The following is a 22,791-nucleotide window of genomic DNA, read 5'->3' on the forward strand; positions in this document are numbered from 1 at the left end:
TCATGGCAGAGAGCGAGACACGATATCGGGTTGGCGGCATGGATTGCGCCTCCTGCGCAACCAAGATCGATACGGCGGTCAGACGCGTGGCGGGTGTCGCCGATGTATCCGTCTCGGTGATGGCGGGCACGATGACTGTCCGGCACGATGGCAGCAGCGATCTCAAGGCGATCGAGAAGAAGGTAACCGGGCTTGGCTATTCCGTCGCGCCGCTTTCCGGAAACGCTGCGCCAGCACATGAACGCGGTCCGCAGCATCGTCACGACCATGGACATGATCACCGCGATCAGGCGGACCATGACCACGAACATGCGGTGCATGATCATGAAGGCCACGATCATGCAGGCCATAGCCATGACCATGCAAGTCATGACCACGACGATCATGGCGAGAAGGAAATCGAGGGGCTGCACGGGCACGACCATGCGCCAATGGCCGGTCCCTGGTGGCAGAGTGAGAAGGGTCGGCTGACCATCCTTTCCGGTGCGGCACTCGTTGTCGCCTACACCGTCGGCCATCTCGTGCCGGCGATTGCATCCTATGCCTTCATCGTTGCCATGCTGATCGGTCTGGTGCCGATCGCGCGGCGTGCCGTCATGGCCGCTTTCTCAGGCACACCGTTTTCGATCGAGATGCTGATGACGATCGCCGCCGTCGGCGCCGTCATCATCAATGCCGGCGAAGAGGCGGCAACCGTTGTGTTCCTGTTCCTCGTTGGCGAGCTGTTGGAAGGGGTGGCAGCGGGCAAGGCGCGCGAAAGCATCCAGTCGCTGACGTCGCTGGTGCCGAAGACCGCGCTACTCGAAGACAATGGGCAGACACGGGAGGTGCCAGCGGAAAGCCTTTCGGTCGGCGCCGTCATCGTGGTTCGCCCTGGCGACCGGATCTCGGCGGACGGCGTCGTTGTCTCCGGTGAGAGCGCGATCGACGAGGCGCCGGTGACGGGCGAGAGCACGCCGGTGCGCAAGGGCGTCGATGCCATCGTTTTTGCCGGCACGGTCAATGGCGATGCCGTGCTCAGGGTTCGCGTCACGGCGGCGGCTGCCGACAATACCATCGCCCGCGTCGTCAAGCTGGTCGAAGAGGCGCAGGAATCGAAGGCGCCGACCGAACGTTTCATCGATCGGTTCTCGCGTTACTACACGCCCGGCGTTGTGGTTGTCGCGGGGCTGGTGGCGGTCGTTCCGCCGCTTTTGTTCGACGGTTCGTGGAGCGAATGGGTCTATAAGGGCCTTGCCATTCTGCTGATCGGCTGCCCCTGCGCGCTTGTCATCTCGACGCCGGCGGCGATTGCTGCCTCGCTTTCATCCGGTGCGCGGCGCGGGCTGCTGATGAAGGGCGGCGCAGTGCTGGAAACGCTCGGCAAGGTGACGATGGTCGCCTTCGACAAGACAGGCACGCTGACGGAAGGCAAGCCTCAGGTGACCGATATCGTTTCCTTCGGATTGAGCGAGACGCAGGTCTTGTCGCGAGCGGCGGTGCTGGAGCAGGGCTCCAGCCATCCACTGGCGCTGGCGATCCTCAACCGCGCCAAGGCGGACGGCGTTCCCGTGCCGCCGGCCTCCGAGCTGGAAGCGCTGCCGGGCAAGGGTGTCAGCGGCAACGTCGGCGGTGAGACGCTCGATCTGCTGTCCCCATCCGCTGCTCGCGAGCGCGGGGCGCTCGATGGGGAAAAGGATGCACGCATCAGGGCGCTGAACGACGAGGGCAAGAGCGTGTCGGTGCTGCTCGTCAACGGTGTTGCGGCCGGCCTGATCGCCATGCGTGACGAGCCGCGTGAGGACGCCGAGGCCGGGCTCGCTGCGCTCAAATCAGCCGGCGTCAAGGCGATGATGTTGACGGGCGACAACAAGCGGACGGCAGCAGCCGTTGCCGGCATGCTCGGCATCGACTGGCGGGGCGAAATGATGCCGGAGGACAAGCAGCGGGTCGTCGGCGAATTGAAGCGCCAGGGCTTCATCGTCGCCAAGGTCGGCGACGGCATCAACGATGCTCCGGCGCTGGCCGCCGCCGATATCGGCATCGCCATGGGCGGCGGCACCGATGTGGCGCTGGAGACGGCCGATGCCGCCGTGCTGCACGGGCGCGTCGGCGACGTGGCGCGGATGATCGAACTGTCCAAACGGACGATGCGCAACATCCTGCAGAATATCAGCATCGCGCTCGGGCTGAAGGCGGTGTTCCTGGTGACGACGATTGCCGGCATCACCGGGCTCTGGCCGGCGATTCTCGCCGATACCGGTGCGACCGTGCTGGTGACGATCAACGCGCTGAGGCTGTTGCGGGTCGAGGGATAAACTCTCTTCGCAGCGACGATGCGGGCTGATCCGGAATCGACAATCGTAGAGCCGGCTATAGGCCGGCTCTCTTCGTTTCGGCCTTCTCGACAGCCTCTTTTCGTTAAGCCTTCGTTAGCCATGTTTTTCACAGGAACGTAGCGATTTCAAACCTGTCGTAACGCAATGCACAAACCATCCGTTGACGTGATTTCGGATTCGCGTACTATATCTAGTGTTCAAGGTTCCTTCGATTCGTGTCGGATCGCGGGCTAAGACGGGAATACGGTGCGTTTCGCCATGACGGCGCAGCAAGGCCGGAGCTGCCCCCGCAACTGTAAGCGGCGAGCAACTGTCCGATTTCAGGTCACTGAGGCATGATGCCTCGGGAAGGCTGGGGCAGGGTGCTTCGACCCGCAAGCCAGGAGACCTGCCTTGAACTAGATGTCCACGGGCGGGGTGTCCGGAAGGTCGCGTGAATGACAGCGGAATGATTCGCGCCTGTTACGCTGCCCCGAACGTCCGCATGAGCACTTCGGGGTTGAAGTCATGTCCAGAATATCAAGGCCGCCGCCCGCGCAAATCCCGAGAGGGATCGTATCAGGCGTTTAAACGCCGACTTTGCCAGATCACCAAATGTTGCCCCGGACGCTGCAAGGCGCCCGATCCCAGTCTTGCGTCCTGAATTCTTTGACATCACGAGGAACATGATGAGCGTTACCGTCTACAGCAAACCCGCCTGCGTCCAGTGCACCGCCACCTATCGCGCCCTCGACCGGCTGGGCGTCGATTACGACATCGTCGATATCTCGCAGGATACCGAAGCGCTCGATCGTGTCCGCAGCCTCGGCTACATGCAGGCGCCGGTCGTGATCGCCGGCGAGCGGCATTGGGCGGGTTTCCGCCCCGATATGATCAGCGCGCTCTCCTGACCCGAGGAAAAAGGCGATGGGGCTGATCGTTTATTATTCCAGCCGCTCCGAGAATACCCATCGCTTCGTCGCCAGGCTCGGACTGCGCGCGGCGCGCATTCCGGCTGGCGGCGCAGAGGCGTTCCCTATCCGCGAACCCTTCGTTCTCATTGTGCCGACCTACAGCGGCGACGGTGGCAAGGGTGCCGTTCCCAAGCAGGTGATCCGTTTCTTGAACGATGCGGAAAACCGAGGACATATCCGCGGCGTGATTGCCGCGGGCAACAGCAATTTCGGCGAGACATACGGGCTCGCCGGCGACGTGATCTCGCAAAAATGCCAGGTGCCTTACCTCTACAGGTTCGAGCTCATGGGCACGGCCGAGGATGTCGCCAACGTCAAACACGGAATGGAACAATTTTGGACACGGGAACAACTCTGACGCGGGATGCGGGCGCAAAACCGCATAACACTTTTGCTCATCCCGCCGGCGAACGCCCTTTGAAAGCGGCGGAGACGCTCGACTATCACGCGCTGAACGCGATGCTGAACCTCTATGACGACGAGGGGAAGATCCAGCTCGACAAGGACCGCATGGCGGCGAAGCAGTATTTTCTGCAGCATGTGAACCAGAACACCGTGTTCTTTCACAATCTGAGGGAAAAGCTCGATTACCTCGTCACCGAGGGTTATTACGAGCAGGAGGTTCTCGACCAGTATTCCTTCAATTTCGTCCGCGACCTGTTCGATCAGGCCTATGCGAGGAAATTCCGTTTTCCGACCTTCCTCGGCGCCTTCAAATATTACACCAGCTATACGCTGAAGACCTTCGACGGAAAGCGCTATCTCGAGCGCTACGAGGACCGCATCTGCATGGTGGCGCTGACCTTGGCGCGGGGTGACGAGGCCCTTGCCCGCGACATGGTCGACGAGATCATTTCCGGCCGTTTCCAGCCGGCAACGCCGACCTTCCTCAATGCCGGCAAGAAGCAGCGTGGCGAACTTGTCTCCTGCTTCCTGCTGCGCGTCGAGGACAATATGGAATCGATCGGCCGCTCGATCAATTCGGCGCTGCAGCTGTCGAAGCGCGGCGGCGGCGTGGCTCTGTCGCTGACGAATATCCGTGAGGCCGGCGCGCCGATCAAGCAGATCGAAAACCAGTCCTCCGGCATCATCCCGGTCATGAAGCTGCTCGAAGACTCGTTCTCCTATGCCAATCAGCTGGGTGCGCGCCAGGGCGCGGGCGCCGTCTATCTCAACGCCCATCACCCCGACATTATGCGCTTCCTCGACACAAAGCGCGAAAATGCCGACGAGAAGATCCGCATCAAGACGCTGTCGCTCGGCGTCGTCGTGCCCGACATCACCTTCGAACTCGCCAAGAACAACGAGGATATGCATCTGTTCTCGCCTTACGACGTGGAGCGCGTTTACGGCGTGCCCTTCACCGAGATTTCGGTGACGGAAAAGTACCGGGAGATGGTGGCGGACGCTCGCATCTCGAAGAAGAAGATCAAGGCGCGTGAATTCTTCCAGGTGATCGCCGAGATCCAGTTCGAGAGCGGTTATCCCTACATCATGTTCGAGGATACGGTGAACCGGGCCAACCCGATCGCCGGGCGCATTTCGATGAGCAATCTCTGCTCCGAGATCCTGCAGGTCAGCAAGGCAAGCGAATACAACGACGACCTCTCTTACAAGCACCTCGGCAAGGATATTTCCTGCAATCTCGGCTCGCTGAATATCGCCGCGGCCATGGATTCCACCGATTTCGGCAAGACGATCGAGACCTCGATCCGGGCGCTGACGGCGGTCTCCGACATGAGCCACATCGCCTCGGTTCCCTCGATCGAAAAGGGCAACGACGAGAGCCATGCGATCGGCCTCGGCCAGATGAACCTGCACGGCTATCTTGCCCGCGAACGCATCTTCTACGGCTCGGAGGAAGGCGTCGATTTCACCAATATCTATTTCTATACGGTGACCTATCACGCGATCCGCGCCTCGAACCTGTTGGCGGTCGAACGGGGCCAGAGCTTCAAGGGCTTCGAAAATTCGAAATATGCCTCCGGTGACTATTTCGACAAATATACCGAGCAGGAATGGAAGCCGGCGACCGGGAAGGTGCAGGCGCTGTTCGACAAATCCGGAATCCATATTCCGACGCAGGAGGATTGGGTGGCGTTGAAGGCGGCGGTCATGACTTCCGGCCTCTATAATCAGAACCTGCAGGCAGTGCCGCCGACGGGCTCGATCTCCTACATCAACCACTCGACCTCCTCGATCCATCCGATCGTCTCGAAGATCGAGATACGCAAGGAAGGCAAGATCGGCCGCGTCTACTATCCGGCGCCGTTCATGACCAACGACAATCTCGATTACTATCAGGACGCCTATGAGATCGGCGCGGAGAAGATCATCGATACCTATGCGGCGGCGACCCAGCATGTCGACCAGGGCCTGTCGCTGACCCTGTTCTTCCGCGACACGGCAACGACGCGCGATATCAACAAGGCGCAGATTTACGCCTGGAAGAAGGGCATCAAGACCATCTACTACATCCGCCTTCGCCAGATGGCGCTGTCCGGCACCGAGGTGCAGGGCTGCGTATCTTGTACGCTTTGATTTTGGGCTGCTGGCCGAGAGTTTCGAGCTTGTAGCCCCCTCCTCTCCCCAGCGGGGAGAGGGCAGGGTGAGGGGGCTCCGCACTCCGTTAGAATTTGTCGAAGAAAGACCACCCAATGAACATATCCATCAAGCCAATCTCCCGCATGCGCGCCATCAACTGGAACCGCATCGAGGACGATAAGGATCTCGAGGTCTGGAACCGGCTGACCGGCAATTTCTGGCTGCCGGAGAAGGTGCCGCTGTCCAACGACATTCCCTCTTGGGCGACGCTGACGGCGGCCGAGCAGCAGTTGACCATCCGCGTCTTCACCGGGCTGACGCTGCTCGACACGATCCAGAACGGCGTCGGCTCCATCAGGCTGATGGCGGATGTGGTAACGCCGCATGAGGAGGCGGTGCTTTCCAACATCTCCTTCATGGAGGCGGTGCATGCGCGTTCCTATTCCTCGATCTTCTCGACGCTGTGCTCGACGCCCGATGTCGACGATGCCTATCGCTGGTCGGAGGAGAACGAGTTCCTGCAACGCAAATCGGCGCTGATCATGGAGCAGTATGGTTCCGGCGATCCCTTGAAGAAGAAGGTCGCCAGCGTCTTCCTCGAAAGCTTCCTGTTTTATTCCGGCTTCTACCTGCCGATGTACTGGTCGAGCCGCGCCAAGCTTACCAACACGGCAGACATGATCCGGCTGATCATCCGCGACGAGGCGGTGCACGGCTATTATGTCGGCTACAAATTCCAGCGCGGACTGGAGCGGCTTTCCGAGGAGAGACGGCAGGAGATCAAGGATTTCGCCTTCGACCTGCTGCTCGAGCTCTACGACAACGAAGCCAGATATACCGAGGCGCTCTATGACGGCGTCGGGCTGAGCGAGGACGTCAAGAAATTCCTGCATTACAATGCCAACAAGGCGCTGATGAACCTCGGCTACGAGGTGCTTTTCCCGGCCGAGGCCTGCAAGGTCAATCCGGCGATCCTGTCGGCGCTTTCGCCGAATGCCGACGAGAACCATGACTTCTTCTCCGGCTCCGGTTCCTCCTATGTGATCGGCAAGGCTGTTGCGACCGACGACGAGGACTGGGATTTCTGAGGCTTTATCGCAGTCGGCCCTTATCATTTGCTTCCCCATCGCCCACATTCAGCGGAAATGAAGTCGATCCTCGCCGAAGATGTGGCGCAGCGGAGTTTTTAATGTCGTCTTTTCCAAACAAGGCCGGAACTGCCGCCGAAGCGGACGATGGCGTCTGGCCGATCCGCAGGAGACGGATTCTCGACTGGCTGGTGAACGAGACGCGCGGTGAGCGCTTCATCGACAATATCCTGGTGGAAATGTGCGGGAAGCTGGTGGCGGCAGGCGTGCCGGTGGCCCGCGCAACCCTGCATTTCCGGACGAACCATCCGCAATGGATCGGGGCGCGCATCCTCTGGAAAGAGGGGCTCACCGATGCGAAAATCAACACCTTTGCCTATGGCGTCGAGAACACGCCGGAGTTCCTGACCAGTCCCGTCAACGCGATCCATCAGGGTGCGGAGGAGGTGCGCAGGCAGCTGGAAGGTACAGCCGCAGGCGGCTTGGATTCATTCTATCAGGAACTGCATGACGACGGCCTGACCGAGTATATCGCCTGGCCGCTCGAGCATACCTTCGGCAAACGGCATGTGGCGACATTTTCCACCAGCCGGCCGGGCGGCTTCGAGCGCGCACACGTCGATTTCCTGCGCGATCTTCTGCCGGCCCTGACCCTTGTCAGCGAAATCAGGCTGAAGAACATCATGGCGCGTACACTGCTGCAGACCTATGTCGGGCCGCATGCAAGTGAGCAGATCCTGTCGGGCGTGACGACGCGTGGCAGCGGCGCCACCGTCGGCGCGGCGATCATGATCTGCGACCTGCGCGACTTTACGGCAATCTCCGATCTCTGGCCGCGCGACGATGTCATCCATCTGCTCAACGATTATTTCGATGCGATATCGGATCCGATCGAACGGTATGGTGGCGAGATCCTCAAGTTCATGGGCGACGGGTTGCTGGCGATTTTCCCGCTGAGCAAGGAAACGGCCTGCGCCGATCTGCTGCAGGCGATCCGCGAAGGGCAGGCGTCGATGGCCGAACTGAACGAGGAGCATGTGCGCATGGGGCGCGATCCGCTGCGCTACGGCGTCGGCGTGCATGTCGGCGACGTCATGTACGGCAATATCGGCTCACGCCGCCGGCTCGATTTCACCGTCATCGGCCCGGCGGTCAATGTCGCCTCGCGGCTGGAAAGCCTCACCAAGGAGGTCAAGCGCCCAGTGCTCTTGTCGCGGGCCTTCGTCGAAATGGCGGACTGCGCCAAAGACATGGACAGTCTCGGCACCTACCCGCTGCGCGGGCTCGGAGAGCCTGTTGATGTCTTTGCTTTCCCGGAGCGATAGGAAGCAGGCAGAGTCAGACGCCGCGTTTGTTGCCCCACAGCAGCACGTGCAGCTGCGGCAGCACGCGTGGCGTAAACCATCGATCGGCGGTCACCTTTTCGACCAGCCAGTGCATCCGGTCCATCACGCCGTCGATATCGATGCGGGCATCGTCGTCATCGGGCGGCGGCGGCGTATGATTGCCCGGCTGAAGGAACAGGGGAATATAGGGATAGCGCTCGCCCGCCTCCAGGGCGAAGGCGTAGTCTTCATCGTCGAAGACGACGATTTTCAAGACGACTTCCGGCCCGCCGGCGGCGAGACGAAGACAGTCGTCGACCTGATCCCAATCCGTCAGCATTCCGCTTGACGGCGGCTTGGGGCTCAAGACCAGCATGTCGAGATCGCGGAACCAGTCCCGGGCGACACTCCCCTGCGTTTCCAGGGCGAAACGATATCCTTGCGAATGCCCGAATTCGATCAATGGCCCGAGCGGCTGGATCGCGGGATTGCCTCCGGAAAGGGAAACCGTCAGAGGCCTGCCTCCGGAGAGCTTTGTCACTTCCTGCCAGATCGCCTCGACGGACATCGAAAGCCATTGATCCCGAAAGGCGCTATCGACCGCATGAAGGCTGTCGCACCAGGAACAGCGATAGTCACAGCCGCCGGTCCTGACGAACACCGTCGGCAGACCGATCAACGCGCCTTCGCCCTGTATGGTCGGGCCGAAGATCTCGCTGACGCGAATGGTCTCCCCGCTCACGGCCTATACTCCGCCCAGGTCTTCGGCGTCTCGCTGACGCGGACGGAGGATGTCTCCGGGAAGCGCTCTTTGCACCAGTCGTAGAAATGCTTTGCCAGGAACTCGGAGGTGACTTTCGAATGGCCGAAGACCTCGTTCAGGTGGCGATGATCGAGGGACTCGTCGATATGGCGCTTGAGCGGCGAAAGGTCGTGATAGTCGCGAACAAAGCCGTCATCGTTCAGGCTTTCGGCGGAGAGCTCAACGACCACGATGTAGTTGTGGCCGTGCAGCCTGGCGCATTGATGGTCGGCCGGCAGATGATCCAGCTGGTGCGAAGCGGAGAGATGGAACTCCTTGGTGATGCGGTACATCAACGCACCTCCGCAGCAGAATATTGCGACACCGCCGCTTTCCAGAAATCCTGGTCTTCATATTCCGTGGGATCGGCAATACCGGCGAGATGGAAAGCCTCGCGGCGTTCGACGCAGGTGCCGCAGCGCCCGCAATGAAGCCTGCCGCCCTTGTAGCAGGACCATGTTTCCGCAAACGGAGTCGCATGTTTCTCGCCGTCGGTAACGATCGCCGCTTTCGAAACATCGACATAGGGCGCAAGCAGTCTGACGCTGGCATAACCGTCCAGTGCCTCGTTCTGCATGCGCTGGAAGGCGTCGATGAAGCCCGGCCGGCAGTCGGGGTAGATGAAGTGGTCGCCGCCATGCACGGCGACGGCGACGGCATCTGCCTTCTGCGCTGCGGCCAGGCCAAATGCGATGGCCAGCATGATGGCGTTGCGGTTCGGCACCACGGTGGCCTTCATGGTCTCCTCGGCATAATGACCATCCGGAACCTCGATGTTATCGGTCAAGGCCGATCCGCTTAGATGGCCGCCGATGGCGGCGATGTCGATGATATGATGGGGACGGCGAGGCGCGCGGCGCACCGGGCGGCGAAATCGAGTTCCTTGCGATGCCGCTGGCCGTAGTCGAAGGAGACGAGGCCGATAAGCTGTTGTTCCGCTGCGATCTTGTGGGCAAGCGAAACGGAGTCGAGTCCGCCGGAGCAGACGACGATAGTCTTCATAGTTTGGATCCCTTGTTTTGACCGGGTGGGCTGCGACCGGATTACGGCGTGCTTTTAGGGCAAATCACCCGTGTTGGGAATAGCCTTCAGAGGGCTTGATCGACCGGGAAATTGATCTGCGGCGGCAGCAGCAGATGCAGGTCTTCGGCGTCGGCATTGTTGATGCGCTGCAGCAGCATGCGGCCGAGATCCTCGCCCGCCGCCGTCAGGTCCTCGTGGATCGTGTCGACCTTCGGCTGCAATTGGGTGAGAAGGCGCGACGTTTCCTTGGCGACGATGTCGTAATCGACCGCGAGTGTTCGGCCGGCGTCGCTCATGCCGCTGATGACGGCGAGTGCTGAGACTTCGCCGGGACAGATGAAACCATCGGGCGCTTCCAGAGCGGCGGCGCGGCTGGAGATGAAATCGCGCAGCACATCCGCCGGCGTATCGAGATCGACCGTTTCGGGTATCTCATAGGCAATGCCTGCCTCCCGCACAGCCGTCATGAAGCCGTGCAGGATATGCTGGCAGAAGGTCAGCCGTTTCGGCGGCAGGACCACGGCCACCTTTTTGCGGCCCTTTGCGATCAGCCGGCGCGTCGCCTCGTAGGCAAAGGTGAAATTGTCGTAGTCGACATAAGGGTGCGGCGTCGAAAATTCCGTGCGGCCGTGGCAAATGAAGGGAAAGCCGGTTTCGAGCAGCAGGCGGACGCGGGCATCGAGCGGTTCGGTTCGCGTGAAGATCAGCCCGTCGGCGAGGTGGTTGCGGACGATATATTCGGCGGCCTCGACATCGGTCGTCGACAGGAAGTTCGGGGCGACGACGAGATGGTAGGAAGTCTCCTTCAGCGCCTTGGCAATGCCGTACATGATCGAGGTGCTGAAACCGACGACTTCCTCATGCGAATCGAGCAGGATGGCGATCACATTGGTGCGGCCGGTCTTCAGGCGCTGCGCGGCCCGATCAGGGAGATAGCCGATCTCGCGGGCGATGCGGTGCACGCGCTGGCGGGTTTCCAGCGAAATCTGCGGTGCATCGGAGAGCGCCCGCGACACCGTCGTCACGGCAAGGCCGGCGATCGTGGCGATCGTTCGCAAGGTCGGCTTGCCGCGCTTATGCGTGATCTCGAGATTTTCGCCGCTTCGCGGCCAGGACGGTTCGGTCACTCTCGGCTTTCCATGCTGGAATTGGCGATACAATAACACGATGACTCCGACGCGCAATCGAGGAATGAAAACGTTTTAAATTTTAACGATCTGTTAGCCAAATCAAAAATATCTATAAAATTCAATCATATATAGAAATAACCATATTTTTCTCGGGAGTCGAGAAAGGGCTTGACGATCAGCGACTTATAACGTTTTAAATTAGCAACCGCGCAGAGGAGCGCGGCCGTATGTCGACCGTCGCAACGGCGGAAAGCATCGGGCGGCAGGGAGGGCCCGCCGCCGATTTTCAAATGGGAGGAAATTCATGCGCAAGTTTTTGAGCTCGGCGGCTGTTGCCGTCGTGATGATGGCTGGCCTCGGTGCGGCGCAGGCAGCCGACGTGAAGGAAGTGCAGATGCTGCACTGGTGGACGTCGGGCGGCGAGGCGGCGGCCTTGAACGTTCTGAAGCAGGATCTGTCGAAGGAAGGCTTTGCCTGGAAGGACGTTCCGGTTGCCGGCGGCGGCGGTGATGCGGCGATGACGGCGCTGAAGGCGATGGTGGCGGCCGGCACCTATCCGACCGCCTCGCAGATGCTGGGTTATACCGTGCTCGATTATGCCCAGGCGGGCGTCATGGGCGACCTGACCGAGACGGCGAAGAAGGAAGGCTGGGACAAGTCGGTGCCGGCGGCGCTGCAGAAGTTCTCCGTCTATGACGGCAAATGGGTCGCAGCCCCCGTCAACGTCCACTCGGTCAACTGGCTGTGGATCAACAAGGCTGTGATGGACAAGATCGGCGGCACTGAGCCGAAGAGCTTCGACGACCTGATCGCGCTGCTCGACAAGGCCAAGGCTGCCGGTGTGATCCCCTTGGCGCTCGGCGGCCAGAACTGGCAGGAAGCGACGATGTTCGATTCCATCGTGCTGTCGACCGGCGGCCCGGAGTTCTACAAGAAGGCCTTCAACGACCTCGATGAGGAGTCGTTGAAGTCGGACACGATGAAGAAGTCCTTCGACAATCTGGCGAAGATCGTCAAATACGTCGACCCGAACTTCTCCGGCCGCGACTGGAACCTCGCGACCGCCATGGTCATCAAGGGTGATGCGCTGGTGCAGGTGATGGGCGACTGGGCCAAGGGCGAATTCGTCGCCGCCAAGAAGACCCCGGACAAGGACTTCCTGTGCTACCGCTTCCCCGGCACCGATGGCAGCGTCGTCTACAACTCCGACATGTTCGGCATGTTCAACGTCCCCGACGACCGCAAGGCGGCGCAGGTGGCGCTGGCGACGGCGACGCTGTCGAAGAGCTTCCAGTCGGCCTTCAACGTCGTCAAGGGTTCGGTGCCGGCCCGCACTGACGTTCCCGACACCGACTTCGACGCCTGCGGCAAGAAGGGCATCGCCGATCTGAAGGCGGCCAATGAGGGCGGCACGCTGTTCGGCTCGCTGGCGCAGGGCTATGGCGCCCCGCCGGCGATCGCCAATGCCTATAAGGACGTCGTCTCGAAGTTCGTCCACGGCCAGATCAAGAGCTCCGACGAAGCCGTCAAGCAACTCGTCCAGGCGATCGACGACGCCCGCTGAGACCGCTGAGATCTGTCGATGAATATGCTTCCCCGCGCGATCGCGCGGGGAGGCTTCAGGCTCCGCAGCGATCATTGCCGGGCCGATCCTGCGGGAAGGGAGATGATATCCATGAGCACAGTTGCCACCACCGATCCGGTTCTGACGCCGCGGCATTCGACGGCGATCTCGTTGCGGGGCCGGCTGCAGGATGCGCTGCCGAAGATCGTGCTGGCGCCGAGCTTCGTCATCACCCTCATCTTCGTCTACGGCTTCATCGTCTGGACGGCCTACCTGTCCTTCACCAATTCCAAGACCTTCCCGTCTTATGCGTTGACCGGGCCACGCGCCTATCAGCGGCTGTGGCGCTGGACCTTCGAGAGCGATCCGCCGTCCTCCTGGTATACCTCGATCACCAACATGGCGATCTTCGGCTTCCTCTATGTCGGCATTTGCCTGGCGCTCGGCCTGCTGCTTGCCATCCTGCTCGACCAGAGGATCCGCGGCGAGGGGCTGCTCAGGCCGATCTTCCTCTATCCGATGGCGCTCTCTTTCATCGTCACCGGGGTTGCCTGGAAATGGTTCCTCGATCCCGGCCTCGGGCTGGAGCAGACGCTGCACCACTTCGGCTGGACGAGCTTCCACTTCGACTGGATCAAGAACAAGGACTTCGTCATCTACACCGTTGTCATCGCCGGTGTCTGGCAGGCGTCTGGCTTCGTCATGGCGATGTTCCTGGCAGGCCTTCGCGGCATCGACGGCGAGATCATGAAGGCGGCGCAGATCGACGGCGCCTCGCCCTTGCAGCTTTATCGCCGCATCGTCATTCCGCTGTTGCGGCCGATCTTTCTCTCCGCCTTCATCGTGCTCGCCCATATGGCGATCAAGTCCTACGACCTGGTGGTGGCGCTGACCTCGGGCGGGCCGGGCGGCTCGGCCTGGCTGCCGTCCAACTTCATGTATGAATACACCTTCAAGCGCAACGAAATGGCCGTCGGCTCGGCCAGCGCCATCATCATGCTGATGACGATCTCGGCGATCATCGTCCCCTATCTCTATTCCGAACTGAAGGAGAAGGCCCGATGAGCAGTGTCACCGCCTCGACCGTACCTTCGACCGCACCGCTTTCACAAAGCAGCGACAGCAGAAATAACAACACACGCTGGATCGGCCGCCTGGTGATCTACGGCCTGCTGACGATCTTCGCCATCCTCTATCTGATGCCGCTCTTCGTCATGCTCACGACTTCGTTCAAGACGATGGACGAGATCCAGGGCGGCAACATGCTGGCGCTGCCGCAGGCGCCGACCTTCGATCCCTGGGTGAAGGCCTGGGGCGAGACCTGCGTCGGCCTGACCTGCGCCGGCATCAAGGGCTACTTCTGGAACTCGATCAAAATGGTGGTGCCGGCTGTGGCGATTTCCACCATCATGGGGGCGCTGAACGGTTATATCCTGACCAAATGGCGCTTCCCCGGCCATACGCTGGTGTTCGGGCTGATGCTGTTTGCCTGCTTCATCCCGTTCCAGTCGGTGCTTCTGCCGATGGCGACCATTCTCGGCTCGCTCGGCCGCTTCGGGGTGACGCTGCAGAACGCCACCGGCTGGAACTTCGGCTTCGGCAATTCGACCGTCAACCTGGTCTTCGTCCATGTCGTCTATGGCTTGGGCTTCACCACGCTGTTCTTCCGCAATTTCTACGAGGCTTTCCCGACCGAGCTGGTCCGCGCCGCCCAGGTCGACGGCGCCAGCTTCTTCCAGATCTTCCGCCGCATCATGCTGCCGAATTCGCTGCCGATCATCGTCGTCACGGTGATCTACCAGTTCACCAATATCTGGAACGACTTCCTGTTTGCCTCGGCCTATGCCGGCACCGGTGACTCCATGCCGATGACGGTGGCGCTCAACAATGTCGTCAACACCTCAACGGGGGTGGTCGAATACAATGTCAACATGGCGGCGGCGATGATCGCGGCCGTTCCGACGCTCATCGTCTATATCCTCGCCGGCCGCTACTTCGTGCGCGGTCTGATGGCGGGCGCAGTCAAAGGGTAAGTCATGGCCTTCCTGGAAATCTCCGGTCTCAGAAAACGCTTCGGCGCCGTCGACATTCTCAAGGGCATCGACCTCGAACTCGAAAAGGGCGGCTTTCTCGTGCTGGTCGGCCCGTCCGGCTGCGGCAAGTCCACGCTGCTCAACACCATTGCCGGGCTGGAGACGATCACCTCTGGCGATATCAGGATCGACGGGCGCGCCATCAACGGCCTGCATCCGTCCAAGCGCGACATCGCCATGGTGTTCCAGTCCTATGCGCTCTATCCCAACATGACGGTGGCGGGCAATATCGCCTTCGGCATGGAGATCCGCGGCGTTCCGAAGGAAGAGCGGGCCAAGGCGATCAAGCAGGTCTCCGACATGCTGCAGATCGGCCATCTGCTCGACCGCAAGCCGAGCCAGCTGTCCGGCGGCCAGCGCCAGCGCGTCGCCATGGGCCGGGCTTTGGTGCGCAATCCGCAGGTCTTCCTGTTCGACGAGCCCTTGTCCAATCTCGACGCCAAGCTGCGCGTCGACATGCGCACCGAGATCAAGCGGCTGCATCAGCGCATGGGCACCACCTTCGTCTATGTCACCCACGACCAGATCGAGGCGATGACGCTGGCGACCAAGATCGCCGTGCTCAAGGACGGGGTGCTGCAGCAGTTCGGCACGCCGGCCGAGATCTATAACAGCCCGGCCAATCTCTTCGTCGCCGACTTCATGGGATCGCCGGCGATGAACCTGCTGACCGCCACCGTCGAGAACGGCGCCGGCGGCCTTGCCGTCGCACTGGAGCGGCCGAATGGCGCGCCGCTCAGACTGCCAGTTGTTTCCGGCAATCACGGCCTGTCTTCCTATGCCGGCCGCCAAGTGATCTTCGGCATCCGCCCCGAAGCCTTGACCGATCCTGACGGAGCCGACCGCAAGGCGCGCTCGCTGACCGAGGACGATTGCCTGATCGAGGTCGTCGAGCCGGCCGGCTCCGACACCTTTGCCGTCACCAAGCTCGGCGGCAAATCCGTCGTCGCCCGCCTGCGCGCCGATGCCGGCATCGCGCCCGGACAGAACACCCGCCTTGCCTTCAATCTCGACAAGGCCGTGTTCTTCGATCCCGACAGCCAGCTCAGGATTTCGTGACAGCCGTCAGGCGGCGGCCGTCACAGTGAGGGTCACCGGCGCAAAACGCGAGGAGACCGCTTCGACGGTAATTTCGCCCACGAGCCCCGTCGCCTCCAGCCAGAAGCCGGCGGTGCCGCCCTGCAGCGGCAAATTGGTCGGGCCGACGATCTTTGCAGGCCCATGTACCTTCAGCGAAATGCTGTCGTTCATGAACGGCAGGCGCTGGCCGCACTGGTCGAGGGCGCGGATGATGATGCGGGTGCTGTCGCGTTCGCGGGCTTTCAGCGTCAAGCTGTCGGCGACGATTTCCAGCGTCGTCGGCAGCGGATCGGCCGCGAGCGTCAGGCTCGTTACCGGCTCGCCCCCGATATAACCGGTCAAGGTGCCGTCGATCCATTCGAGGCCCCAGGTGCCGAGCTCGTCGGCGGTGAAGTGGCGATGGTCGAGCACGACAGGCGGATGCGGCAGATGCGGATAATTCTCGCGGTCCGGGCCGATGCGCTTGCTGAGGCCGCCATATTGCAGTTCGACCTCGTCGCAATTGGTCAGGATGATCAGCGGCAGCACGCCGCCGATATTGCGCTCGCCGCGCGCCCAGAAGGTCGCCGGCTTCATGACGATCTCCTCGGACGGGTCGCACTGGCTGATATAGGCATAGGCCGCGAATTTCGGCTCGCGGAACATGTCCATGACGCCGTGATAGCAGATGCGGTCGCCGGAGCCGAAATCCTTGTGAGTGTTGTAATCGAACATGCACCAGCCGATGGCGCCCGAAATATCGGGATCGCCATAGGCGGCGTTCAGCACCTCGAGATGACGGCGCACATGCTCGGCCTGGCGCTGCTCCTGGTCATAGATCTTCGTCGGGTGCATGTGACCGTTGAACTCGGTGATGAGGTACGGCACCTTGCGGGACAGGCCCGTATTTTCCTGCTGGCCGCGCAGCACGGTGCGCGGGCGGTTGGCGCCCGGCAATTCCTCATTGCCGAGGATGAAGTCGTTCATCGTATAGACGTCCTCGAGCAGTTCGCTCTCGGTGATATAACGCACGCCGCCGGTCTGGCGGGTGCTGTCTAGCTCACGGGCGAGGCGATTGGTCTCGACATAGAAATCGTGACTATCCTGGAACTCGTCGATGCGCACGCCCCAGATGATGATCGAGGGATGGTTCCAGTCGCGCTCGATCATCCGGCGAACGTTTTCGATCGATTCCTTTTGCCAGTCGGCATCGCCGATATGCTGCCAGCCGGGGATTTCCTCGAAGACCAGCAGGCCGATCGCGTCGCAGCGGTCGAGGAACCATTTCGATTGCGGATAATGCGAGGTGCGGACGATATTGCACTTCAGCACGCTCTTCATGATATCGGCGTCACGCTCCTGGGCGGACCGGCCGGCGGCATAGCCGACATAGGGGAAAGACTGGTGGCGGTTGAGGCCGCGCAGCTTCAGCGGTTTGCCGTTGAGAAGGAAACCTTCCGGCGTGAATTCAGCGGTGCGGAAGCCGAAGCGGGTAGAGATACGGTCGGAGCCGTGCTCGGTCCTGAGTTCGACGGTGACCTCGTAGAGGGTGGGATCGGTGATGTCCCAGAGCGTGATGCCGGTGAGGCCGCCAAAGGAAAGCCTGGTGCGGTCGCCGATCGTCTCGGTCGCCGCGGTGGCGATCACCGTACCGTCCGCCTGCTTCAGTGTGGCGGTGACGGTTGCCGAGAAGCTGCGGCCCTCGGGATTGGCGATATCGACGCGGATGGCCGCCGATTTTTCCGGGGCAAGCACGTCGGTGGTTTCGATCTTGAGATTGCGGATCGAGACGGGGTCGGTGACCTTCAGCCAGACGTCGCGGTAGATGCCGGCATAAGTCAGATAATCGATGCGGCCGCCGAAGGGCGGGATCTCAGGGTTTTCGCTGCCGTCGATCTTGACGGTCACCAGGTTCTCGCCCTTGACGAGCTTACCGGTGAGGCGGGCCTCGAAAGGGGTGTAGCCGTCCTTATGGGCAATGATCTCTTCGCCGTTCAGATAGACGACGCTGTCGGCCATGGCGGCGTCGAAGACGAGCGACACCTCGCGGCCCTCGAATTCCGGCAGCCAGCGCAGCACCTTCTGATAGGTGAAGGCGCGCTGATAGCTCCTTTCGTCGAAATAGTTGAAGGGCAGTTCGACGGCGGTATGGGGCAGGCTGACCGACTTGGCGGCGTCGAAGCTTTCGAGCAGACGCTGTCCGAAGCCCTCATGGAAACTCCAGCCTTCGTTGAAGGAAACGACCGAACGCATCTCAGGCTCTCCCGATCACGGCATCAGGAGTGCTGCGGCGCCTTTCGGCGCGTGAAAATCGGGTCATGCTATTCCTCCTTGATGCAATTGATAGGTGAGCCTTAGAACATGATGCCGAAAAGGCCAAGCCGGGCAGATACTAGGCGGTCGAGCCCCAGCGGGCGGTGCAGGTGAGGGCGATGCTGTGCGGGCCTTCGATCTCGGCGTCATGGCGTTCGATTAGTTCGACGACGGCGTCGATGAATGCGACGTGGTCGAGGCTCAGCGTGGTGAGATCGTTGCAATCCCAGGCGGCCATGGCGATGCCATCCTGGCCGACGATGGCAATGTCGTCGGGCGTGTTTTTGCCGAGCACGCGGCGGGCCGCATCGCGTGCCCCGATCGCCATGACGTCGTTGCCGCAGATGATGGCGTCGACCTTGTCGCGATGCAGCAGCAGCACGGCTTCCTTGAAGCCGGAATCATAGGAATAATCCCCAAAAGCCTGGGCTGCGAAAGAGAGGCCGCGCTTGGCCAGCGCATCGGCGAACCATTTGCGCCTGAGCTTGTCGATCCAGCTTGAATTGGTGCCGGAGAGATAGGCAAAGCGCTTCTTGCCGTCGCGGACGATCTTGTCGATGATCTCGTCGGCGGCCGCGGAGCCATCGATGCGGATGCTGGAGACGTTTTCGTTTTCGAGCGGTTCGAAGGAGACGATGATCGGCTTCGTCGTATGGAAGATGTCGACGGCATCCTGCATCGACACCATGTCGGAAAAGACGACGACGTGATCGACCTGATAGGTGGAGGCAAGCCGCATCAGCTGCAACCGGTCGGAATGATCGGCGCAGCAGAGGATGATCGGCAGCAATTGCCGCGCCTGCAGGCGGTGGACGAGAAGCTGCTGTTCTTCGGCCTCGCACGGATTGCCGATTGCGTTGACGACGAGCGCGACCAGCCGCGAGCGCTGGTTGTTCAGCGAGCGGGCGATTGCATTCGGCTGGTACCCATGTTCACGCGCGACGGCGAGAATGCGGTCGCGCGTCGCGCTGCCAATGCGCGAATCCGGCGAGAAGGCGCGGGAAATGGTGGCGGAGGAAACGCCGGCGAGTTTCGCCAGCTCCTTCGAGGTGATCCGCCGTCTGTTCATTCCGCTCATCTGCGCCTATTGGGCGACGATCCTGACGGAGGCGCCGCCGGCCGCTGCCGATTCCTTGATTGCGTCCCATAGCCTAGCGAATCTGAGGCCCATTTCAACGGAGCCGGAGTTTTCCATTTTTCCCGCGCGAATGGCGAGGAAATTTTTCATCGGATTGCCGAGAATCTCGGCTTCCTCGCGCGGCTCGGCGTTGCGGCCGACGCTGATCTCGCGCCAGGCGCCCCAGGCATCGATGCGCACGATCGCCTTGGAATAGAAGAAGGTGATGTGGGAGGCGCAGCCGGGAGGGCCTTCCCCGGCGGCCGTCAGCGTTGCCAGGGCGCCGTTCTTCAGCCGGGCGGAGACGGCTGTTGATATATCGACCTTTTTGCCGTGATTGGCCATGTAGGCCGAAACGCTGTCGAAATCGGAATTGGCCAGCAGGCAGACGGTGTTCATCATATGGGCGCCAGTATCGAACATGAAGCCGCCGCCAGAAATCTCGGGCTGCTGTTTCCAATGGCCGTCATAATTGGACGACCAGCTTTCCCAAATCATGCCCGATATGGCGATCAGCTCACCGAATTCGCCGGAAAGCGCCCGCCGGCGCGTGTCGAGCACCAGCGGCGACAGACCGCCCTGGAAAGCGGTGACGATGGTAACGCCGCTCTTCTTCTGCGCCGCGATCAGCCGCTCGGCCTCGGCGACCGTCGTCACCATCGGTTTTTCCAGGAAGAGGTCGAGGCCGGCTTCGGCGACGGCGGTCGCCTGCTCGGCATGGAAGGCATGCGGGGTGGAGATATAGAGGATGTCGAGTTCGTCCCGGCATTGGACGAGCATTTCGCGATAGTCCTCGAAGCTACTCGGTTCGGGCGCGCCGGCGGCGAGGCAGACGTCGATCAGCCGCTGGCGCGAGGCGGCCGTGGTGTCCGCAAGGACGGCGAATTCGATCTCGGGCATGCCAGCCCAGCTCTTGGCATATTCCACCGCCTTCAGCCCGGCGCCGATGACGCCGAGGCGCAATTTCTCAGCCATGAAAATGCTCTCCCTGAATGTTTGTGTATACGATTACACAAGCTGTACGATGATGGCAATATCTATATATCTCAGTAATATCAGTTAATTGAATTCGAGATTCGAATCTTTTCAAAAACCAGCTTGCCAGCGATTGGAATGCGTGTACATTTTTGCAGCCGGTGCTGGAGGGCGCCGTGTCTCTAAAAAAGGGAGGACTTTTCGTTGAAGAAGACGGTTCTTGGTGGCCTGTGCGCCATTCTGCTGAGCGCGGTTTCGACGCTGGCGCAGGCCGAAACAATTCGAATTGCCAATCACGGCCAGGCCGGCATCGATGCGATGAAGTCGACGGTCGAGCGGATCGAAAAGAAATACGGCGTGACCGTCGAGGTCATCGAATATCCGGCGCCCGATAAGGATTATCTGACCAAGCTGCTGACGGAGCTCGGGGCCGGCAACGCGCCCGATCTGTTCTCCATCCCGACGACGGCCGCGGTCGCCGATATGGTGGAAGCTGGCTACCTCACGCCCATCACCAAGGAGTTCAAGGCCTGGGACGGCTATGCTAACCTCTATGACGTTGCCAAGCAGCTGGCCGTCAGCCCGGATGGCGAGACCTATGTGATGCCGTTCATGCTCGGCATTCAGGAAATCTATTATCGCAAGGACGTTCTCGAAAAGGCCGGCATCTCCACAGAGCAGCCGAAGACCTGGCAGGAGCTTCTCGACCGTGCGGCCGAGATCAAGCATAAGACCGGCGCCTACGGCTTGCTTTTCCCGGCCGGCGTATCCTGGGGAAGCGGCGCCTTCGACGAGGGCTTCCAGCACCTGCTCGTCGGCTCCAAGACGCCGCAGCTTGTCGATGCCGACGGCAAGCTCGATCTCAACGGCGAGGGCATCAAGGATGTCTTCAACGTCTACAAGGAGCTGATCGACAAGGATCTGATGCCGACGCAGCCGCTGCTCGGGCCGGAGCCCTGGGTCGTGCCAAAATACCAGATGTTCCCGGAAGGCAAGCTCGCCGCGACCACCTGCGGCTCCTGGTGCTATATTTTCGACTGGGGCCGCGAGAGCAAGAACCCGATCCCCGAAGTGACCAAGGTTGTGGGAACCTGGACCGTGCCGGGCCAGAGCAGCGGTCAGTATGTGCTCGCCAACCTTGCCGCGCCGTGGGCCGTCAATTCCAAATCGGCCAATAGCGAACTCGCGATCAAGGCGCTGATGGAGATCGGCTCGATCGAGACGCAGGTTTCCTACGCCGCCCGCATCGGCAACATCCCCGCCAGCAAGGATGCGGCCGACAATGCCGACTTCCAGAAACTGACGGAGCTGGTTCCGATCCATGCGGCGGCCGGAAATGGCGTGTTCCTGAAACAGGCCTCCGGTTTCGGCACGGTTTCGGAAGGCGTGGCGCGGGCGACGGAAGCGATGCTGCGCAAGGAAACCGATGCTGCCGGCGCCCAGAAGATCCTGGTCGACTACGTCAAGGAAACGCTCGGCGACGACATGGTGAAGTAAGCGTACGCTTGCTTTCCCCGCGAACGGGGACGCGGCGCCAGGGCACCGCGTCTCCCCGTCATTGTTCGATGAGCCGGTACATTCGACAGGTTGCGAGCTTCCATGGCCAGAAACTCTCATGAAAAGCGCGCCGAGCGGCAATGGCTGCTGATCCTGCTGCCCTCGCTCGTGCTGCTGCTGGCCTTCGTCATCTATCCGGCCGTCTATTCCATCTATCTGAGCTTCACCAACGAGGCGCTGACCGGGGCGGCGGCGCTCCGGCCGCGCTTCGTCGGTTTCCGGAATTATGTCAGGCTGTTCAACGACGCGAAGTTCTGGAATTCGCTGTTCGTCACTTTCGTCTTCGTCATCGGTTCCGCGGTGATCGGCCAGTTCCTGCTCGGCCTGATCTCGGCAATCGCGCTGCGCCGGCCGATCCGCTTCCGGCGTGTGTTCTCGTCGATCATCCTGCTGCCCAATGCCGCCCCCGAAGTCGTCGCCGGCTTCATGTGGATCTCGATGCTGGCGGGCGGTGACAATGCCACGCTCACCCGCATCGTCAGCTTCTTGGGCGTCACGCCGGCCGACTGGCTGCAGGTCTTCCCGCTGTCGATGATCATCATCGTCAACATCTGGCGCGGCATCGCCACCGCGATGATCCTGCTGACGGCCGGCCTCAGCACCATTCCGGCCGAGATCTACGAGGCGGCGCGCATGGACGGCGCCACGCCATCGCAGATGTTTCGCCGCATCACCCTGCCGCTGATGATGCCGACGATCCTTCTCTACATGCTGATTTCGGCCGTATCGACCATCGCCGTCTTCGGCCTCGTCTATGCGCTGACGCGCGGAGGCCCGGGCGGGGCGACCGAGGTGGTCAGCATTTATATCTACAACCAGTCCTTCACGGCGTTCCAGCTCGGCTATGGCGCCGCGGTCGCCGTCGTCGCGCTCGTCATCTCGCTGATATTAGGCATCGCCTATGTCCGTGCCATGAAGGTGGAGGTCTGA

At 61.3% G+C, this 22,791-nt stretch carries 18 protein-coding genes, 1 pseudogene and 1 riboswitch; of the genes and pseudogenes, 12 read left to right on the top strand and 7 right to left on the bottom strand.

Annotation, left to right across the window (positions count from 1 at the left end):
* Positions 1-2 precede the first annotated feature (2 nt).
* From MF410_RS21610 to MF410_RS21635, 6 genes are all read left to right on the top strand, one after another.
* Positions 3-2,297, top strand: coding sequence for a heavy metal translocating P-type ATPase (locus tag MF410_RS21610; RefSeq protein WP_097629997.1), 2,295 nt, complete (start codon positions 3-5; stop codon positions 2,295-2,297).
* A gap of 204 nt (positions 2,298-2,501) precedes the next feature.
* A riboswitch (cobalamin riboswitch) is annotated at positions 2,502-2,729 on the top strand.
* Positions 2,730-2,986: 257 nt separating this feature from the next.
* Complete coding sequence (gene nrdH, locus MF410_RS21615) at positions 2,987-3,208, top strand: glutaredoxin-like protein NrdH (RefSeq protein WP_097629996.1); 222 nt, start codon at positions 2,987-2,989, stop codon at positions 3,206-3,208.
* A 16-nt stretch (positions 3,209-3,224) separates the two neighbouring features.
* A complete protein-coding gene (nrdI, locus tag MF410_RS21620) occupies positions 3,225-3,629 on the top strand; it encodes a class Ib ribonucleoside-diphosphate reductase assembly flavoprotein NrdI (protein WP_097629995.1) in 405 nt (134 codons plus the stop codon).
* Positions 3,608-5,812 (top strand): class 1b ribonucleoside-diphosphate reductase subunit alpha, encoded by a 2,205-nt coding sequence (nrdE, locus tag MF410_RS21625; RefSeq protein WP_097629994.1) that lies wholly within the window; start codon positions 3,608-3,610, stop codon positions 5,810-5,812. Before nrdI ends, nrdE begins: the two co-directional genes overlap by 22 nt.
* A 116-nt stretch (positions 5,813-5,928) precedes the next feature.
* On the top strand, positions 5,929-6,903 hold the full coding sequence (gene nrdF / locus MF410_RS21630) for a class 1b ribonucleoside-diphosphate reductase subunit beta (RefSeq protein WP_097629993.1): 975 nt from the start codon (positions 5,929-5,931) through the stop codon (positions 6,901-6,903).
* Positions 6,904-7,004: 101 nt separating this feature from the next.
* Positions 7,005-8,228 carry an adenylate/guanylate cyclase domain-containing protein gene (locus MF410_RS21635; protein ID WP_097629992.1) on the top strand — a complete coding sequence of 408 codons (1,224 nt, stop codon included), beginning with the start codon at positions 7,005-7,007 and terminating at the stop codon, positions 8,226-8,228.
* Between the two features lie 13 nt (positions 8,229-8,241).
* On the opposite strand, the gene queE is transcribed toward MF410_RS21635, so the two are convergent.
* The 4 genes and pseudogenes from queE to MF410_RS21655 form a co-directional block, all read right to left on the bottom strand.
* Positions 8,242-8,970 (bottom strand): 7-carboxy-7-deazaguanine synthase QueE, encoded by a 729-nt coding sequence (queE, locus tag MF410_RS21640; RefSeq protein ID WP_097629991.1) that lies wholly within the window; start codon positions 8,968-8,970, stop codon positions 8,242-8,244.
* On the bottom strand, positions 8,967-9,323 hold the full coding sequence (queD, locus tag MF410_RS21645; RefSeq protein ID WP_097629990.1) for a 6-carboxytetrahydropterin synthase QueD: 357 nt from the start codon (positions 9,321-9,323) through the stop codon (positions 8,967-8,969). The genes queE and queD overlap by 4 nt, the downstream gene beginning before the upstream one ends.
* A pseudogene (queC, locus tag MF410_RS21650) lies at positions 9,323-10,032 on the bottom strand (7-cyano-7-deazaguanine synthase QueC). Before queC ends, queD begins: the two are co-directional and overlap by 1 nt.
* Before the next feature lie 86 nt (positions 10,033-10,118).
* Entirely contained in the window at positions 10,119-11,180 is a 1,062-nt protein-coding gene (locus MF410_RS21655; RefSeq protein WP_097629988.1) for a LacI family transcriptional regulator, read from the bottom strand.
* 307 nt (positions 11,181-11,487) lie between these two features.
* On the opposite strand from MF410_RS21655, the gene MF410_RS21660 reads away from it, so the two are divergent.
* The 4 genes from MF410_RS21660 to MF410_RS21675 all read left to right on the top strand — a co-directional run bounded on the left by MF410_RS21660 (position 11,488) and on the right by MF410_RS21675 (position 15,899).
* Entirely contained in the window at positions 11,488-12,747 is a 1,260-nt protein-coding gene (locus MF410_RS21660) for an ABC transporter substrate-binding protein (RefSeq protein ID WP_239620044.1), read from the top strand.
* Between the two features lie 111 nt (positions 12,748-12,858).
* The gene (locus MF410_RS21665) at positions 12,859-13,812 is read left to right on the top strand and encodes a sugar ABC transporter permease (RefSeq protein ID WP_131711869.1); all 954 of its coding nucleotides are present in this window, start codon (positions 12,859-12,861) and stop codon (positions 13,810-13,812) included.
* Entirely contained in the window at positions 13,809-14,780 is a 972-nt protein-coding gene (locus MF410_RS21670) for a carbohydrate ABC transporter permease (protein ID WP_131711868.1), read from the top strand. Before MF410_RS21665 ends, MF410_RS21670 begins: the two co-directional genes overlap by 4 nt.
* A 3-nt stretch (positions 14,781-14,783) precedes the next feature.
* Entirely contained in the window at positions 14,784-15,899 is a 1,116-nt protein-coding gene (locus MF410_RS21675) for an ABC transporter ATP-binding protein (protein WP_239620047.1), read from the top strand.
* Between the two features lie 6 nt (positions 15,900-15,905).
* Here MF410_RS21675 and MF410_RS21680 read toward each other — a convergent pair whose 3' ends face one another.
* The 3 genes from MF410_RS21680 to MF410_RS21690 form a co-directional block, all read right to left on the bottom strand.
* Positions 15,906-18,152 carry a glycoside hydrolase family 2 TIM barrel-domain containing protein gene (locus tag MF410_RS21680; RefSeq protein ID WP_239620049.1) on the bottom strand — a complete coding sequence of 749 codons (2,247 nt, stop codon included), beginning with the start codon at positions 18,150-18,152 and terminating at the stop codon, positions 15,906-15,908.
* Between the two features lie 139 nt (positions 18,153-18,291).
* Positions 18,292-19,290, bottom strand: a complete 999-nt coding sequence (locus MF410_RS21685) for a LacI family DNA-binding transcriptional regulator (RefSeq protein ID WP_097629961.1) — start codon at positions 19,288-19,290, stop codon at positions 18,292-18,294.
* Positions 19,291-19,296: 6 nt separating this feature from the next.
* Positions 19,297-20,304, bottom strand: a complete 1,008-nt coding sequence (locus MF410_RS21690) for a Gfo/Idh/MocA family oxidoreductase (protein ID WP_097629962.1) — start codon at positions 20,302-20,304, stop codon at positions 19,297-19,299.
* A 204-nt stretch (positions 20,305-20,508) separates the two neighbouring features.
* Between MF410_RS21690 and MF410_RS21695 the strand changes: the two genes are divergently transcribed.
* Positions 20,509-21,801, top strand: coding sequence for an extracellular solute-binding protein (locus MF410_RS21695; RefSeq protein ID WP_097629963.1), 1,293 nt, complete (start codon positions 20,509-20,511; stop codon positions 21,799-21,801).
* A 102-nt stretch (positions 21,802-21,903) separates the two neighbouring features.
* On the top strand, positions 21,904-22,791 hold the full coding sequence (locus tag MF410_RS21700) for a sugar ABC transporter permease (RefSeq protein WP_097629964.1): 888 nt from the start codon (positions 21,904-21,906) through the stop codon (positions 22,789-22,791).

Origin of the sequence: Rhizobium sp. C104, from assembly GCF_022354505.1 — a bacterium.
Classification (GTDB): Bacteria; Pseudomonadota; Alphaproteobacteria; order Rhizobiales; family Rhizobiaceae; genus Rhizobium; species Rhizobium redzepovicii.